The 16,789-nt window shown below is 46.7% G+C and carries 11 protein-coding genes and 1 riboswitch; all 11 genes read left to right on the top strand.

Going from position 1 to position 16,789, the window contains the following annotated elements; all coding sequences use genetic code 11:
• Positions 1–2 precede the first annotated feature (2 nt).
• The 11 genes from PH235_RS10545 (at position 3) to gltB (ending at position 16,780) form a co-directional block, all read left to right on the top strand.
• Positions 3–674 (top strand): hypothetical protein, encoded by a 672-nt coding sequence (locus PH235_RS10545; RefSeq protein WP_272162300.1) that lies wholly within the window; start codon positions 3–5, stop codon positions 672–674.
• The gene (locus PH235_RS10540) at positions 674–1,735 is read left to right on the top strand and encodes a hypothetical protein (protein ID WP_272162299.1); all 1,062 of its coding nucleotides are present in this window, start codon (positions 674–676) and stop codon (positions 1,733–1,735) included. Before PH235_RS10545 ends, PH235_RS10540 begins: the two co-directional genes overlap by 1 nt.
• A gap of 74 nt (positions 1,736–1,809) precedes the next feature.
• On the top strand, positions 1,810–2,712 hold the full coding sequence (locus tag PH235_RS10535) for a hypothetical protein (protein WP_272162298.1): 903 nt from the start codon (positions 1,810–1,812) through the stop codon (positions 2,710–2,712).
• 673 nt (positions 2,713–3,385) lie between these two features.
• Positions 3,386–4,135, top strand: a complete 750-nt coding sequence (locus PH235_RS10530) for a metal ABC transporter ATP-binding protein (RefSeq protein ID WP_272162297.1) — start codon at positions 3,386–3,388, stop codon at positions 4,133–4,135.
• The gene (locus PH235_RS10525) at positions 4,125–4,973 is read left to right on the top strand and encodes a metal ABC transporter permease (RefSeq protein ID WP_272162296.1); all 849 of its coding nucleotides are present in this window, start codon (positions 4,125–4,127) and stop codon (positions 4,971–4,973) included. The genes PH235_RS10530 and PH235_RS10525 overlap by 11 nt, the downstream gene beginning before the upstream one ends.
• Positions 4,967–5,917, top strand: coding sequence for a metal ABC transporter solute-binding protein, Zn/Mn family (locus PH235_RS10520; RefSeq protein ID WP_443080874.1), 951 nt, complete (start codon positions 4,967–4,969; stop codon positions 5,915–5,917). Before PH235_RS10525 ends, PH235_RS10520 begins: the two co-directional genes overlap by 7 nt.
• A gap of 130 nt (positions 5,918–6,047) precedes the next feature.
• Positions 6,048–6,989, top strand: a complete 942-nt coding sequence (locus PH235_RS10515; RefSeq protein ID WP_272162295.1) for an alpha/beta hydrolase — start codon at positions 6,048–6,050, stop codon at positions 6,987–6,989.
• A gap of 237 nt (positions 6,990–7,226) precedes the next feature.
• A complete protein-coding gene (locus PH235_RS10510; protein ID WP_272162294.1) occupies positions 7,227–8,780 on the top strand; it encodes a sodium/proline symporter in 1,554 nt (517 codons plus the stop codon).
• A gap of 414 nt (positions 8,781–9,194) precedes the next feature.
• Positions 9,195–9,327: riboswitch (SAM riboswitch) on the top strand.
• A gap of 86 nt (positions 9,328–9,413) precedes the next feature.
• Positions 9,414–10,955, top strand: coding sequence for an aminotransferase class I/II-fold pyridoxal phosphate-dependent enzyme (locus PH235_RS10505; RefSeq protein WP_272162293.1), 1,542 nt, complete (start codon positions 9,414–9,416; stop codon positions 10,953–10,955).
• A gap of 48 nt (positions 10,956–11,003) precedes the next feature.
• Positions 11,004–11,861 carry an agmatinase gene (gene speB / locus PH235_RS10500; RefSeq protein WP_272162292.1) on the top strand — a complete coding sequence of 286 codons (858 nt, stop codon included), beginning with the start codon at positions 11,004–11,006 and terminating at the stop codon, positions 11,859–11,861.
• Between the two features lie 341 nt (positions 11,862–12,202).
• Positions 12,203–16,780, top strand: a complete 4,578-nt coding sequence (gltB, locus tag PH235_RS10495; RefSeq protein WP_272162291.1) for a glutamate synthase large subunit — start codon at positions 12,203–12,205, stop codon at positions 16,778–16,780.
• The last annotated feature ends 9 nt before the right edge of the window (positions 16,781–16,789 follow it).

Below are 16,789 nucleotides of genomic sequence, written 5' to 3'. Positions count from 1 at the left end.
CTATGAATACATTGAGCGCACAGAATACACTTATCACAGCAACGGGGAACAACAGAGAAACGTTACTAGAGACGTTTAACAAGGAGGTAGAGGCGTTAAAATTGTTATCAGAGCCTATTTTTTCAGCGGTGCAGGAGTACGAGGCTAACGATCAAGAACAGCAATTAATTACAGCTAGAATTGCAGAGATTGACAAGGCCTTACTGACTATTACGGAAAAAGTGCAAGGTGTAAAACTAACCAGGGAGCGCCGGGAATTGCAGGACGAACTGGCTTTCATGCAGATTATCCATAAAAACCGTAGACCGGAATTTATTAAGGAGCTTACAGCCCTGGCTATCCCCTACTACAAGCAGGAGCCTACAGCGTTTGAAGCTCTTAAGGCTCTTTATGCCGAGGTGTACGATACAGCAACGCCTCAGACAGTGGGAGAGGACTATAAAACAATGGTAGCGCTGAGACTGGAAAAGGTAGGCACCGGTAACTTAGTACAGCATGCTCTTAAAGCCTATAACGTATTAGAGCTAGGTAACAAGGCAGTGCAGGACGAGGACGGCAACCGGGTTATTATCGGTAACAACGCTAAAATTGACTTAATAGCCCTGGAGACGCTAAACAAGGCTGTAGAGGCGCTAACTAAAGATTTAACGTATAGAGGAGGCTTATACAGATAATGGCAGAAACAGAAAAGGAACGTAAAGCCAGAGTTATTGCGGATTCCCTGGCAGAGAAACAGCCCGCTACCCCTAAAGCGCACGCTATAACTTTTGCATTTTTAAACGCTACTGAGGGGGTTACTCAGCTAGAATATGCTAAGGCTTTAAATATCAGCGATAGGACTGTAAGGAAATATATTTCAGGTAACAGAGCAGACTATGACGCAGAATACAGCAGATCAGAGGCGGAGCTTAAGCAGGCGTTAGGACGTAGTAAACAGCGTGCCATGACCGGATCAGAATTAGATACCTTTACCAACGTCTTAATAGAGCGTGCCCTGGATCCAAAAGGGAGCACGCAGGACCGTAAGTTACTCATTGAATTTACAGGGCTAAACGGTAAGGACCTTGTAGCCCGTACAGCACAAAAAAAGACCAGTTTACACTGGTTTATTCTAAACAGCTTAAGCACGGTATCCGGCTATATGGACACGCGCGCCCTAGGGATACAGCTTACTGAGACCGGATTACTAAACCGGGAGACCCGGGACAGCGAGGAGAACCTACAGCGCTTTACGGACAGCAGTATCTTTACTGATCCGGCGTTCTTTAGGGAGGCTACTTACTGGGGTCTAGTCTTTATGTCAATGTATAACGAGGTACAGCACCCTGATTTGGAGCTGTTAAGTGACGCTGTAAGGCTTGAACGTATCATAGCAGGGCCGGCAGATACGGTTAACCCGTTACATAGCCCACTGGGTGCCAACGTATACGCAGAGGGTAAGGATTACCATAAGAGAGTGGATCCCATCACTGACAAGGAATTTGAGGATATGCTTACGGAGCTTAACGAGGGCCCTAACGTAACACGGGAGCGGGCACGGGAACAGGCTAGAGAGACCATGAGAGGCCATAAGAACGCCGTACCGGCCTTAAACAGTATTAAAAACGTAGAGGCGCCGGCTAGGGAAAACGTTATTCAGCGGGTTACAGACGCCTCAGAGCTTTTAGAGCTACACTTAACGGCTGGCGAGTGGTTAACGGCACTGAATAACCCGGGTAAACGTAAGGAATATTAACAGGTAAGCAGGTAAGCAGTAACACGAGGGCCCTTTAGAGGGTCCTTACTTTACGTATATAGGAGGGGTAAATATTGGATAATAACAGATTGTACCGTGCCAGGTATTTAAGCAAGGTAATAGGCGTTACAGACGTTAACGAGATAGCAGAGCAGGCAGGCCTTTCCAGGGAGCAGGCAAGCAAAGCGATCGGCAACGATAAAGCAGAGTATACGGATATTAAGGCAGATTTTGAGGCGGATACGTTAACAGGGGACTACAGCCGTAAGTATGACGTACCTAAACCGGTAACACTGAGAGGAGACAAGTTAGAGAGCACTGTGGAGCGCTATTTTAGCCTGTTAACCCGTGGAAATATTACACTGGATATTGTAAAAAGCTACTTAATCAGTGATGACGTTAAGGACAGTCAGATAACCAGTATCCTTAAGGGCCTGGCAGAACGGTTAAAGGAGTATAGAGCCGGGGACCTAAATAGCTTTGCTGAGAAACTGTTACAAATTGAGCAGTTACCGGTTAAGTGGGCGATAGACCGTAAAACCCTCAGCCTAGTGAATATTTACCCGTCCCCTATGTTAAGTAATGACGGCAGATTAGACGGGGTTAAGTATTCCAGGGAGCGGATCGACTGGAGAAAAGGTCTACCGCAGGAACTGGCTACAGCTGTGTACCGGGCAGATAATCCTTTATACATTGACGGCCATAAGCTACCGACAGACCCTGAGACCTGGGGAGAACGTGAGTACAGTATACTAGCATCTAAAGACCGTGAGCGCGGCTTTTTTGCAGAGTTAGCAGACTACCTAGGATATACGACTGAGGAGTTCGCTATTTACGTAGGGAGACTAAATTGCCACAAGAGAGCTACTGCACGTAAGGAGAGCCAGGAGCCCGTAGACTTTAAAAAGGTGGCACTGATCGTTGCGGAGGGAATGGCAGAGTTTAAGGCTAAACAACATAGTACCGTGACTAACTGAATAAGTAACAGTAAGGGACCCCTTGGCACAGTAATAACCGCCGGGAGGTCCTTTTTTTTTAAACCGTTAATCCCTTTGCTTAAACGTATTTTGAGGGAAGTTAGCGTACAGATACCCGTAACTTAATCTGAAATAGCCTTTAATACGTCCTGAATAAAACCGGGTTATCCCTTTAAATATAAGGCAGGCTACAGTATACTATTATTATATAGTAGATAAATGGTTAAAATACCTTGCTATTGCTGAATTAATCTGTTACTATTTCCTTAAAGAAATTCACGTTACCAAGGGCTGAAAACCTTGATATAACAGTACATCACGAGCAAGCCACCATCGACCATCGAGTGGGAGTAAACTTTTCACATATAGAACCTTGCAAATATTAATTTGATGGGCTGTATGGTGTAATAAATCATCTTTTTAAGTTGTTGTATGAATGGACTTCATTCATGTATATGACCTAAAAAGGTGATTTTTTTGGCATTCATAGAAAAGGGCTACAAAAAAGGTCTGCGGGAAATGCAAAATACTTGCTTACTTGGATTAAATAAGCTAAACTTAAATAAAAAGTTAGGTGTGCCTAACGATTAGTTTAATTCAGCCTTATATATTGTGGGTCGATCGACAAAAATTCAGAGACAGGAAAATAAAAACGAGAAGGGATCGACGCATCATGGAAAATTTAAAAATCCAGAATATGAATATAGCCTATCAAGGGCAGTCTGCAATCAAAAATGCAACACTTGCGTTTGAGCCGAACAAATTAACAGGGATCGTAGGACCAAATGGAGCCGGGAAATCAACATTATTGAAAGGGATCATGGGCTTGACGCCGTTAAATACTGGAGCAGTCAGTCTTTACGGCAAACCGCTGAAGGAAATGATAAACAAGATAGCCTATGTCGAACAGAGACAAGAAATCGACCTCTCATTTCCGATAGATGTTTTCGGAACCGTACTTTTTGGCACTTATGCAAATCTAGGCTTTTTCCAAAGACCGAAGCAAAAAGAAAAGGATTTGGCATTGAAAGCTTTAGAGAAAGTCGGAATGGCAGCTTTTAAAGATCGACACATCAGTGAATTGTCCGGTGGACAGCTGCAGCGCGTTTTCATTGCGCGAGCGTTGGCGCAGGAAGCAGAATGGCTGCTGCTTGACGAACCTTTTGCCGGGATCGATGCTACAAGCGAGAAAATCATCATTGAGCTGTTGAAGCAACTCCGCGATGAAGGCAAATCAATCCTGATCGTGCATCATGATCTGCATAAAGTACAGTCTTATTTTGATAATATTGTCCTGATCAATAAAGAAGTGGTTGCCAATGGTCCTGTATCTGAGGTATTTACTGCCAATAATATGGGAAGGGCTTATGGGGAAGCAATTACCGAAATGATCAGTCTAGGGGGTGGAACAAATGTTAACTGAATTCATTCAAGGACTCTTGGATTTCCAATTCCTGCAGAACGCTTTGATCACTTCCGTTATGGTCGGAATATCTGCCGGAATCATCGGTTCCTTCATCATCTTGCGGGGGATGTCCTTGATGGGGGATGCCATCTCGCACGCCGTATTACCGGGAGTGGCGATTTCTTATATGATGGGGAGCAGCTATATCATCGGCGCCACGATTTTTGGGATGGCGTCGGCCGCTCTCATTGGTTTTGTCACGAAACACAGTCGTTTGAAAAACGATACGGCAATCGGAATCGTCTTCAGTGCATTTTTTGCTCTAGGGATCATCTTGATTTCCTTTGCCAGAAGCTCCACGGATTTGTATCATATCCTTTTCGGGAATGTGCTCGCTGTCCGGGATTCAGACATGTTGTTGACAGCCGCTGTGCTTATCATCGTCTTGATTTCGGTGCCGCTTTTCTATAAACAACTCAAACTGACTTCTTTTGCGCCGACTATCGCTAAATCATATGGTTGGAACATCAGTGCCATCAATTATGGCTTGATGTTTTTGCTGACGCTTGTGGCGGTGACTTCGCTGCAAACAGTCGGGACGATTCTGGTGATCGCAATGCTGATCACCCCGGCTGCAACTGCCTATCAACTGACCGATAAATTGCTCGTCATGATTGTCCTGTCGACAGTATTTGGAACCCTCAGTTCTATCGTAGGGCTTTACTTCAGCTACAGTTACAACTTGCCGTCTGGGGCGACGATTGTCATGGCAGCAGCTATATTTTTCATTGTAGCATTCATTTTTGCACCAAAGAAGGGCCTTATCGGTCAATTAAGAAAGGAGAATTCATTATGATGAAGAATAAATTATTGTTGCTTACTGCAGTGCTGTTTGTAGGTGTTTTGGGAGGCTGCGGAAATTCTCCGGAAGAAGATAAAGGAATCACGGATGCACCAGAAACAACAGAAACCAAGCTTAAAGTTGTCTCCACCAATTCCATTATCGGCGACATGGTAGAAAAAATTGGAGGGGATCTGATCGATGCCCACAGTATCGTGCCTGTCGGGACCGACCCGCACGAATACGAACCCTTGCCGGAAGACATTCGAAAAGCCAGCGAAGCCGATATCGTGTTCTACAACGGATTGAATTTGGAAACTGGCAATGGCTGGTTTGATAAATTGATGGAAACTGCTGGCAAGGCAGAAAATGAGGACTACTTTGTCGTCAGCAAAAATGTCGAGCCGCTGTATCTGTCGGGCAACAGTTCGCAACAAGATCCTCATGCCTGGTTGGACATTTCCAACGGCATTAAGTACATCACCGAAATCTCTCGCGTGATGAGCGAGAAAGATCCTGAAAATAAAGCAGCCTATGAAAAAAACGCGGATGCTTACATTGCCGATTTGACGGAACTGGATAGCGAAGCAAAAAAAGAATTCGCTGATATCCCCGAGCAAAAGAAACTGTTGGTGACGAGCGAAGGAGCTTTCAAATATTTCTCCCAAGCTTACGGATTGCAAGCCGCCTATATTTGGGAAATCAATACCGAGAGTCAAGGTACGCCTGATCAGATGAAGCAAATCATTGAAAAAGTCCGAGATTCTCAAGTTCCAGTTCTCTTTGTGGAGACGAGCGTCGATCCACGAAGCATGGAACGATTGTCAAACGAGGTGGATCTTGAAGTCTACAGCAATCTGTTCACGGATTCCGTTGCGGAAGAAGGGGAAGACGGCGACAGCTATTACGATATGATGAAATGGAATGTAGAAAAGATTTATGAGGGGTTGAGCCAGTAAAAGAGATTCGTTACCCTGCTGTTATGGTGCTTGACATTTTGAACCGGTATCGCTAAATTGGAGAAAAGTATAGCGTTAGCCATGCTTATTAACCATTTGTATAACCTGATACCAGAAGAGGGGTCCACTCATGACAGCAGCATCATTCACTTTCCAATCAAGTGACGAGACAGAAATCTTCGCGATGAAATGGTCGCCGGAAGCTCTTCAGAAACCGAAAGCCGCCGTCCAAATCGCGCATGGTTACGCAGAACATATCGGACGCTATGATGCTTTTGCAAGCAAATTGGCGGAAGCAGGGATCGTCGTCTACGGAAATGATCATCGTGGCCACGGCAAAACGAACGGGAATGTCGGGGAAGCAATCTGCTTTGCGGATGAGGCAGGATTCGACAAGGTCGTCGCAGATATGCGCGCGCTGACTGAAATCATCCAAGCAGAAAACCCAGCCATTCCGTTGTTCCTGTTTGGCCACAGCATGGGCTCTATGTTGACCAGACGCTACATTCAGTTGTACGGGGACGATCTTACCGGCGCAGTTCTGTCCGGTTCCGGGGTGTTTTCGAATGGGTTGCTGAAGCTCGGCACAGTCGTGGCAGCGTCGGAAATCAAAAGAAATGGTCGCACCCATCCAAGTCCTTTGCTGGACAAGCTGGTCTTCCAGAACTTCAATCGGGGTTTTAAGCCCGCTCGGACGGATTTGGATTGGCTCAGCCGGGACCCGTTGGAAGTGGATAAATTTCTAGCGGATCCGTTGCGTGGCAAAATCGGCTCGGCCGGTTATTTCCATGATTTCTTCAGCGGATTGCTGGTAATGAACAACGTTGAGAACATCCATTCGACACCGAAGGACCTGCCCTTGCATTTCATTTCCGGTACCGCCGACCCGGTCGGAGGCAAGGCCGGAAAAGGCATCGTCCAGACATGCAGGGCTTACCAATATGTTGGCCTTCAGCACGTGAGCTACAAACTGTATGAGGGTGCCCGCCACGAACTGCTGAACGAGACGAACAAAGATGAAGTAACGCAGGACATCATCGAGTGGGTTGTTGCTCGCCTGAAAGCTGTATGACCTGCGCAAAATGAAGGAAGCTTACCTACTATCCTGTAATGGGGAATGTAGGTAAGCTTTTTTACTTTGACTGGTTCAATGGATATTTGTAACCGCTATAAGAATGCTTGACCTGCTTATCCTGAAAATAAGGTTGCTTACAATTTTACTCTTGTGCTATGATGGCTGAGTGAATTCATTAAATTTTAATTAAATTAAAATGATGAAACATGTCATTATTTATTTTGGAGGGTAACTATGGATAAAGCATTAATTTTTATGGCGATGGCCGGCTATATGTCAATCATCATCGGTATCGGTTTTTATTACTACAAGCGATCAAACGAAAGCTCCGATAATTTCTTCTTGGGCGGACGCAGTCTGGGTCCTTGGGTCGCCGCAATCAGTGCCGGAGCTTCGGACATGAGCGGTTGGCTCTTGATGGGACTTCCGGGCGTGGCTTATTGGTCAGGATTGTCCGACGCATTCTGGACAGCGATCGGATTGGCACTGGGGACAGCGCTGAACTGGATAATCGTCTCGAAACGGTTGCGTCATTATTCCGAATCAGCGGAAGCAATCACGTTGCCGGAATTCTTCAGCAATCGATTCCATGAGGACAAACGCATCATTTTGACGGTATCTTCCACGTTCATCTTTGTATTCTTTTCCGTCTATGCAGCCAGCTGTTTTGTGACGGTAGGGAAGCTCTTCGCTACCTTGTTCGAAGTGCCGTACATCCCGGTTATGATTGCCGGAGCGGTATTCGTCGTGTTCTACACGTTCATCGGCGGATTTTTGGCGGAGAGTGTTTCCGACTTTATGCAGGGCATCATCATGATCGCGGCTTTGGCAGTTGTTTTGGTCGGAGGCGTTGTGCATGCCGGTGGTCCTGGAGCGGTCATCGATAACCTGGATGGCATACCAGGATTTTTGGATTTCTTCGGTATCGCCACACCGACATTGGTTGATGGCGTGCAACAGGCTGATGGCGCGTTGGCTGCCTTTGGACCTGCAGGCAAATACGGACTGATCACGATTGCATCGAGCATGGCTTGGGGACTTGGGTACTTCGGCATGCCGCAAGTGCTGTTGCGCTTTATGGCAATCCGTTCAGCCGATGAAATCAAGCAATCACGCCGCATCGGCATCATCTGGACGACACTTTCACTGACTGCTTCCGTCCTGATCGGTCTGATCGGACGTTCGATGTTCCCGATGGCGTTGACGACTGCTTCCACTTCGGAAACGATCTTCATCGAAATGTCGACTTTATTGTTCCCACCGCTATTGGCCGGAATCGTCATGTCAGGCATTTTGGCTGCGACGATCAGTTCCGCGGATTCGTACCTGCTGATTGCCGCAAGTGCTTTTTCGAAAAACATCTACAAAGGCGTTCTGCGCAAGGATGCCTCCGATCAGCAAATCATGGCGATGACGCGGATGATTTTGATCGTTTTGGCGATTGTCGGAAGCATCATCGCTTTGGATGAGAACTCCGTCATCTTCACGATCGTATCCTTCGCGTGGGCGGGCTTCGGTGCGACATTCGGACCATTGATGCTGTTCTCCTTGTTCTGGAAAAAAACGACGCGTCAAGGCGCCATCGCCGGTATGTTGACAGGCGGAATCGCTGTTTTCATCTGGAAACTTCTGATCAAACCGATCGGCGGCGTGTTCGGCATCTACGAACTGTTGCCGGCATTCATCCTTTCCTGCGTGGCAATCGTGATCTTCTCCTTGATCGGGGAAAAACCATCCGCTGCGATGGAAGAAGAATTCGAATTGGTGAAAAGCCAGTCGAAAGCCTAAAAATAGTGCGCATAAAAAAACACAATCCTAATTACGGGTTGTGTTTTTTTATGGCGTAGTGCCGGGTGTGCAAGTAAAATCCGATAACATGGCCTGATCTCCGGCGAATCGGGCTTTCACCAGAGGAAAACAGAAAATCCGGACCGCAACTCCGACGAGGTGAGGTTCGTCGGAGGACAGGGGAGAAATCGACCTTCAACTCCTGCGAGGATCTTCTCACCGGAGCAGGAATATAGGAAAGGCGAATACAACTTTTTCGGAATACGAGGGCGTTCACAGTGATTCATGAATGTTGCGAAACAACTGTTTAAGTATCGTTCGGAAAAACGTTTGAAAAAAATTATTATTTTATGTTCAAAATCATTGACATATACACCATATTTGTATAGAATTTAGCTTGCATAAATTGAATATCTCTTATTAATAGCCGTTGAGACGAGGGGTCGAAGATACGGTGGCAAACCAATCAATCTAATTTTTGAGTACAGATTGATATTGGGTGCCCAACCTGAGCGTAGGATTATCCAAGTCCTATGAGCAATAAGAGGAAAAGCAGCTGATAGATATCGAAGCTTTCCTTTGGTTGGAGAGCTTTTTTTATGCCCATTTTTTATATCAAAGGGGGAAATCTATTTGGCTGAAAAGGTTTTATTCAATTCAGACACTTATTTGGAAGGTCATTCTGACAAAATTACTTACCAAATTTCTAACGTAAAAGCAAAAAATATTACACATATCAAAATGCCGCTTTTCGAAGCGCTTGTTAAAAATGCGAAACAGGACGTTACGCCTTTCGATGTCCCTGGACATAAAATGGGTGCGCAGATGACGCCATTTAAAATGGCAGTCGGTGATATGACGATGCAGATGGATGTCAACTCCATGAAAGAATTGGACTTGTTGAGCCATCCGCAATCCGTCATAAAAGAAGCACAGGAATTGGCTGCAAAAGCATACAATGCCGATCAAGCCTTTTTCTTGGTTAACGGTACGACTGTAGGCATCCAAGCGATGATCATGAGCGTGGTGGGGCCGAACGATTCGATTTTGGTTCCCCGCAACTGCCATAAGTCAGTGATGAGCGGGTTGATCTTGAGCGGCGCAAAGCCGATCTTCATTCAGCCTGAAATGGATTTGGCTTTCGGAATTTCTCACGGTATCTCCGTGGAACGCATCATCAAAGGCTTGGATGAAAATCCTGAAGCGAAAGCTCTTTTGGTCACTTATCCGACTTATTTCGGATCTTTGAACGATTTGGAGACGATCTGTGATATCGCACATGAACGCGGCGTCGTGGTCATCGTCGACAGTGCGCATGGCGCGCATTTGCCGTTCATGCCCGGAAAAATGAAGGATCCGATGAAAGCTGGAGCCGATGCGGTGACTTATTCCATGCACAAAACCGGCGGATCTTTGACGCAGAGTTCCTTGATGGTGATGCAAGGGGAGCGCATTTCCGCAACAAAATTACAAAAAGTGCTGAACATGCTGCAATCGACAAGCGCGAACTACTTGTTGATGAGCTCGATCGATGCCGCACGCAGCGAATTGGCGATGTACGGCAAAGACCGCTACAAAAAATTGCGTCCGATCGTCAGCGAAGCGATTGAAGCGATCGAAGCATTCGGCGACTATGAAGTATTGAAATCCGACTACATCAAGGATAAATTTGACCAGACTTATGACTGGACCAAATTGGTGATCCGTGTCAATGATATCGGCTTGACCGGTTTCGAAGTATACACAATCTTGAAGGAAGAATACGGCATCCAAATGGAGTTGGCTGAAGGCTATGTAGTGATGGCAGTCATCAGCACAGCCGATACGCGCGAATCAATCGGAAGACTGGTTGATGCCTTGATGGATCTCCGCAGACGCTACAAAAAAGCAAGCCAACACTTCGATGCGCACGTGATGACTTGCAGCATCAACAAATTGGCCTGCAGCCCGCGTGACGCCTTCTATGCCGACAATGAAGTGGTCGGCATCGACGACGCAATCGGCCGCATCAGTGCCGACTCGATCATGATCTACCCGCCAGGAATTCCGTTGATCATCCCTGGTGAAGTGATCTCTGAAGCAGTCGTGCAGCATTACCACTACTACAATGAAACTCTAGGCAACGTCCTGACTGAGGAAAAAATGCCTCATCAGATCAAAGTCCTGAAAGACTGATCAATCGAAACAACAATCAAATAGCATACAGTTGGAGGACGGCAGACAGTGAAAAATAACATGAACATCCAGACTTTTATCGGCTGCGAATCTTCATTTGAAGAAGCATCTACCGTATTATTCGGGATCCCATTCGACGGAACAACCAGTTTCAGGCCAGGCACGCGCTTTGCGATGCAGGCGATCCGCCAGGATTCATTCGGCTTGGAAAGTTATTCCCCTTATTTGGATCGCGACCTTGAAGAAGAGGCCATCCATGATGGCGGAGATCTGGATCTGCCTTTCGGCAACACAGAGCGCGTCTTGAGCGATATCGCAGCCTACACAAAAGAAGTATTGGACAATGGCAAGAAATTTTTGATGGTCGGCGGCGAGCACCTCGTGAGCCTGCCTACCATCGAGGCTGCCTATGAAAAATACCCAGATCTGCATGTCATCCATATCGATGCCCACACAGATCTGCGTGAAGACTACATGGGCGAATCCTTGTCGCATGCTTCAGTCATCCGCCGCTGCTTCGACTTCCTGGGAGACGGCCGCATTTTCCAATTCGGTATCCGTTCCGGTTTGAAGGAAGAATTCGAATGGGCGAAAGAGCATACTTATATGGAAAAATTCACCATCGACACGCTGCCGCAGATTGTCCAGCAATTGAAGGATGTTCCCGTTTATGTGACGATCGATCTGGACGTATTGGATCCTGGCACTTTCCCTGGAACCGGAACACCTGAGCCAGGCGGCATCACCTACAAAGAATTGTTGGCGGGTATCGCAGCGTTGCAGGACTTGAACCAGATCGTTTCAGCCGACGTGGTTGAACTTTCTCCGCAATACGATCCGTCAGGCGCTTCTACCGCTATGGCCTGCAAGACCGTCAGAGAAATGCTTTTGACACTGACCAAATAGTACAAAATCAATTACCCGACCTTAAAATTAATCAAGGTCGGGTATTTTTTAATAAAAATCAGCTATTTTCAATCAGAATGTCATGATGAAGGCATCTTGCATTAAAAAGTGATGAAAACGGTAACTGTTTACATGGTGATGTTATGAAATCTATCACAAGTCAGTAACCGGTCGCCAGGTTGTATAATTGTGTTATATCAAATGTTTTTTCCAAAGTTAATATTGTTACTATCAAAAAAAAGATGCAACTAATTGTGAAAAAATGAATGAAAATGGATTGTATTTAAATTAGAGTTTGATTATAATATCAGAATAACATAATAGAAAGTAGGGACGCCGAAATGAATAGTTACACTCCTCCAAAAAAACAAGGAATGTATGATCCCGCCTACGAGCATGATGCATGCGGTATGGGATTTGTCGTTGATATCAATGGAAATGGCTCATATAAATTAGTCTCTGATGCGTTGGATTTATTGGAAAACATGGAGCATAGGGGTGCTTCCGGCGCTGATGCCAAAACAGGTGACGGAGCAGGTATCATGGTGCAGATTCCTCATCATTTTTTCAGCAGGGAGTGCGACGTCCTAGGAATCCATTTGCCTAAAAAAGGCGATTATGGAGTAGGGATGCTCTTTGCCCATAAATATGACGATCTACGTCACGAACAAATGAGAATGGTGGAAGAGATTGTCACTTCCGAAGGTCAAAAAGTGTTGGGTTGGCGTGAGGTTCCGATCGACAGCTGCGAAATCGGTGTGACTGCAAAAGCAGCCATTCCGCGTTTTATCCAAGTCTTTGTCGGTAAAGGAAATCCTGAGATGACTGAAATGGATTTCGAACGCAAATTGTTCGTCATCCGTAAATTATCCGAAAAACTAATCGTACCGATGAGCGAAAAAAGAGGCGGCTCGTTCTATTTTGCCAGCTTCTCTTCGAAAACAATCGTCTACAAAGGGATGTTGACTGCAGAACAATTGCGCAGCTTCTATCTTGATTTGACGGATTTGGATTTCACATCCGCTTTGGCGATGGTCCATTCCCGCTTCAGTACGAATACTTTCCCAAGTTGGGAAAGAGCTCATCCAAACCGTTACTTGATCCACAATGGCGAAATCAACACAATCCGCGGAAACATCAATTGGATGCGCGCCCGTCAAGGCAGCATGTCCCAGGATCTGTTGGATGCCAGCGAAAAAATCTATCCGATCGTCGACGAAACAGGGAGCGACTCTTCCCAATTCGACAACAATCTGGAATTCTTGTATCTGAACGGCCGCTCATTGCCGGAAGCTGTCATGATGATGGTTCCTGAGCCTTGGGAAAAGAACAAAACGATGTCGAAATCCAAAAAAGATTTCTATAACTTCAACAACTTCCTGATGGAACCATGGGATGGCCCTGCAGCAATGGGCTTTACGGATGGCGAAATCGTCGGAGCGGTGTTGGACAGAAACGGTTTGCGTCCGTCCCGTTACTATGTGACGAAAGATGATCGCGTAATCCTTTCATCCGAAGTAGGTGTCGTAGATGTGCGTCCGGAAGATGTAGCCTATAAAGGCCGTCTGGAGCCAGGCAAGATGCTGTTGATCGATACGAAGCAAAAACGTATCATCTCGGATGAAGAGATCAAAGAAACAGTCGCTGCCAAACAACCTTACGGAGAATGGGCTGAGAAGCACATTTCCAAAATGAAGGACCTTGCACCTGCTCCATTGACCGCAACGGTTGAACCTGAAGAATTGTTGCACCAACAGAAAGCTTTCGGTTATACGTTCGAGGACATCCAGTTACTAATCAAACCGATGGCCGTTACCGGTGGCGATTCAGTCGGAGCAATGGGGATCGACTCTCCGTTGGCAGTCTTATCAGACAAACCACAGATGCTTTATCTGTACTTCAAACAATTATTTGCGCAAGTTACGAACCCTCCGATTGACGGGATCCGTGAGGAAATCGTTACTTCCGATACAATGCTTGTCGGAAATTGCGGTAACCTGTTAGATCCGGATAAGGCTGACACACATGCCATCTACTTGGATAGCCCGATTTTGACGGATTCTGAATTAGCGAAAATCAAAGCGTTGCAGGACGACAAATTCAAAACGGTCACTCTTTCCCTTTTATACCGTGTCGAAGAAGATGCGAAAGGGATGGAAAAAGCTTTGGAACGTCTTTTCAGTGCAGCGGACAAGGCTATTGCTTCAGGCGCCAACATTTTGGTCCTTTCCGACCGCGGCGTGAACGCTGAATGGGCAGCCATTCCGGCTTTATTGGCTGTTTCCGGTCTGCATCATCACTTGATCCGCGAAGAAACACGCACAAGCGTCGGCCTTGTGCTGGAATCCGGTGAACCAAGAGAAGTGCATCACTTCTGTACATTGGTCGGATACGGCTGTAACGCGGTCAATCCATATTTGACTTATGCGACCATCCGCGAACTTGCTGAAGAAGACTTGTTGGACGGACTGGATGCTGAATCAGCGGAAGCGAACTACATCCACGCAGCTGTCCATGGTATGTCCAAAGTATTGACCAAAATGGGTATTTCAACGATGCGCAGTTATCATGGTGCACAAATTTTTGAAGCACTGGGAGTCAACAGCGAAGTTGTCGCTAAATACTTCACAGGCACACCTACCCGTATCGAAGGTATCGGTCTGCAGGAAATTGCCACAGAAAACAGAATGCGTCATGACAGTGCCTATAAAGCTACAGCGCCTTACAGCGAAACGCTGGGAGTGGGCGGTCATTTCCAATATTCGGCTATGGGTGAAGAACACTTGTACAATCCGAGCACGATCTACCGTCTGCAGCAAGCGACTCGCCAAGGGGACTATGAGCAATACAAGGAGTTCTCCCGCGAAATCAATGCTGATACGAACGCGTACACGTTGCGTCAACTGATGCAATTCAAGCCAAACGCACAAGATGCGATTCCGATCGAAGAAGTCGAATCGGCTGAAAGCATCGTGAAACGCTTCAAGACTGGAGCGATGTCTTACGGTTCGATCAGTATCGAAGCGCACCAAACCTTAGCGATTGCTATGAACCGTCTCGGCGGGATGAGCAATTCTGGTGAGGGTGGAGAAGATCCGCGCCGTTTCGAATTGGATGAAAACGGGGATTCCCGCAACAGTGCCATCAAGCAAGTCGCTTCCGGACGTTTCGGCGTTACCAGCCACTACTTGGTGAACGCGAAAGAAATCCAGATCAAGATGGCCCAAGGTGCTAAACCGGGTGAAGGCGGCCAATTGCCAGGACAGAAAGTGTATCCTGAAATCGCCAAAACACGTGGCTCCATCGCGGGTGTAGGCCTGATTTCACCGCCTCCGCATCACGACATCTACTCCATCGAAGATTTGAAAGAATTGATCTTCGACTTGAAGAATGCCAACCGTCATGCGCGCATCAACGTGAAGTTGGTTTCTGAAGCCGGCGTTGGTACGATCGCAGCCGGTGTTGCGAAAGCAAATGCCGATACGATCCTGATCAGCGGTTATGATGGCGGTACAGGTGCAGCACCAAGAACCAGCATCCGTAATACCGGCTTGCCGTGGGAACTGGGCTTGGCTGAAGCGCACCAAACATTAGTGTTGAACAAATTGCGTGACCGTGTCCGCGTCGAAACGGATGGTAAATTATTGACTGGTCGCGATGTTGCGATCGCCTGCATGTTGGGTGCCGAAGAATTCGGCTTTGCGACAACACCGCTGGTGGCTATCGGCTGCATCATGATGCGTGTCTGCCACCTGAATACATGTCCAGTGGGTATCGCTACGCAAGATGAAACGTTGCGCAAGAACTTCCAAGGCAAACCGGAATACGTCGTGAACTTCATGATGTTCGTTGCCGAAGAATTGCGTGAAATCATGGCGAAATTAGGCTTCCGCACGATCAATGAAATGGTCGGACGCAGCGACAAGCTGAAGATGAAAGAAAATGTGAAGCATTGGAAAGCGAAGACAGTCGATCTGTCCAGCGTATTGTACCAACCATATGCAGCACCGAATGTCGGCAGATACAACATGACGGAGCAAGACCATGAGTTAGAGAAAACATTGGATATGCGTCGTCTGTTGAGAATCGTGAAACCGGCCATCGACTCTAAGAAACGCATCGTAGCGAAATCAGCTATCCAAAACATCGACCGCGTTGTCGGAACCATCATCGGCAGCGAAATATCGAAAAAATACGGTGCTGAAGGCTTGCCGGAAGATACGATCCAATTGACCTTCGTGGGATCAGCAGGACAAAGTTTCGGTGCATTCATTCCGAAAGGGATGACATTGACGCTGGAAGGCGATTCGAACGACTACATCGGTAAAGGCTTGTCCGGTGGTAAAATCATCGTACGCGTACCGAATGAGGCTACATTCGCACCTGAAGAAAACATCATCACAGGTAACGTCGCTTTCTATGGCGCGACCAGTGGTAAAGCATACATCAATGGAATCGCCGGAGAACGTTTCTGCGTCCGTAACAGTGGCGTGGATACTGTTGTTGAAGGAATCGGCGATCACGGTTGTGAATACATGACTGGCGGTACGGTTCTGATCATCGGAAAAACCGGTCGTAACTTCGCTGCCGGGATGTCAGGCGGGGTAGCTTATATCCTTGATTTCGACGAAAACAACCTGAACATGGAAATGGTCAGCGCAACGACAGATTTGAATGGCACAGAGCATGACACTATCAAGCGCATGTTGCAGGAGCATATGATCTTTACGGGAAGTCCAAAAGCGCAAAATATCTTGGCTAACTGGGATCAAATGAAATCCCGCTTCACTAAGGTCATCTCCAACGACTACAAGTTCATCCTGGAGAACATCGAAATAGCGAACCAGATGGGCATCACCGGAGAAGACGCAATGCGTTATGCCTTTGATGAGCGCTACAAACCAGTTGTGACAAACTAAGGAGGAGGG

This window comes from Trichococcus sp. K1Tr (assembly GCF_028309625.1).
Classification (GTDB): Bacteria; Bacillota; Bacilli; order Lactobacillales; family Aerococcaceae; genus Trichococcus.
This window is presented reverse-complemented; position numbering and strand designations above follow the sequence as displayed.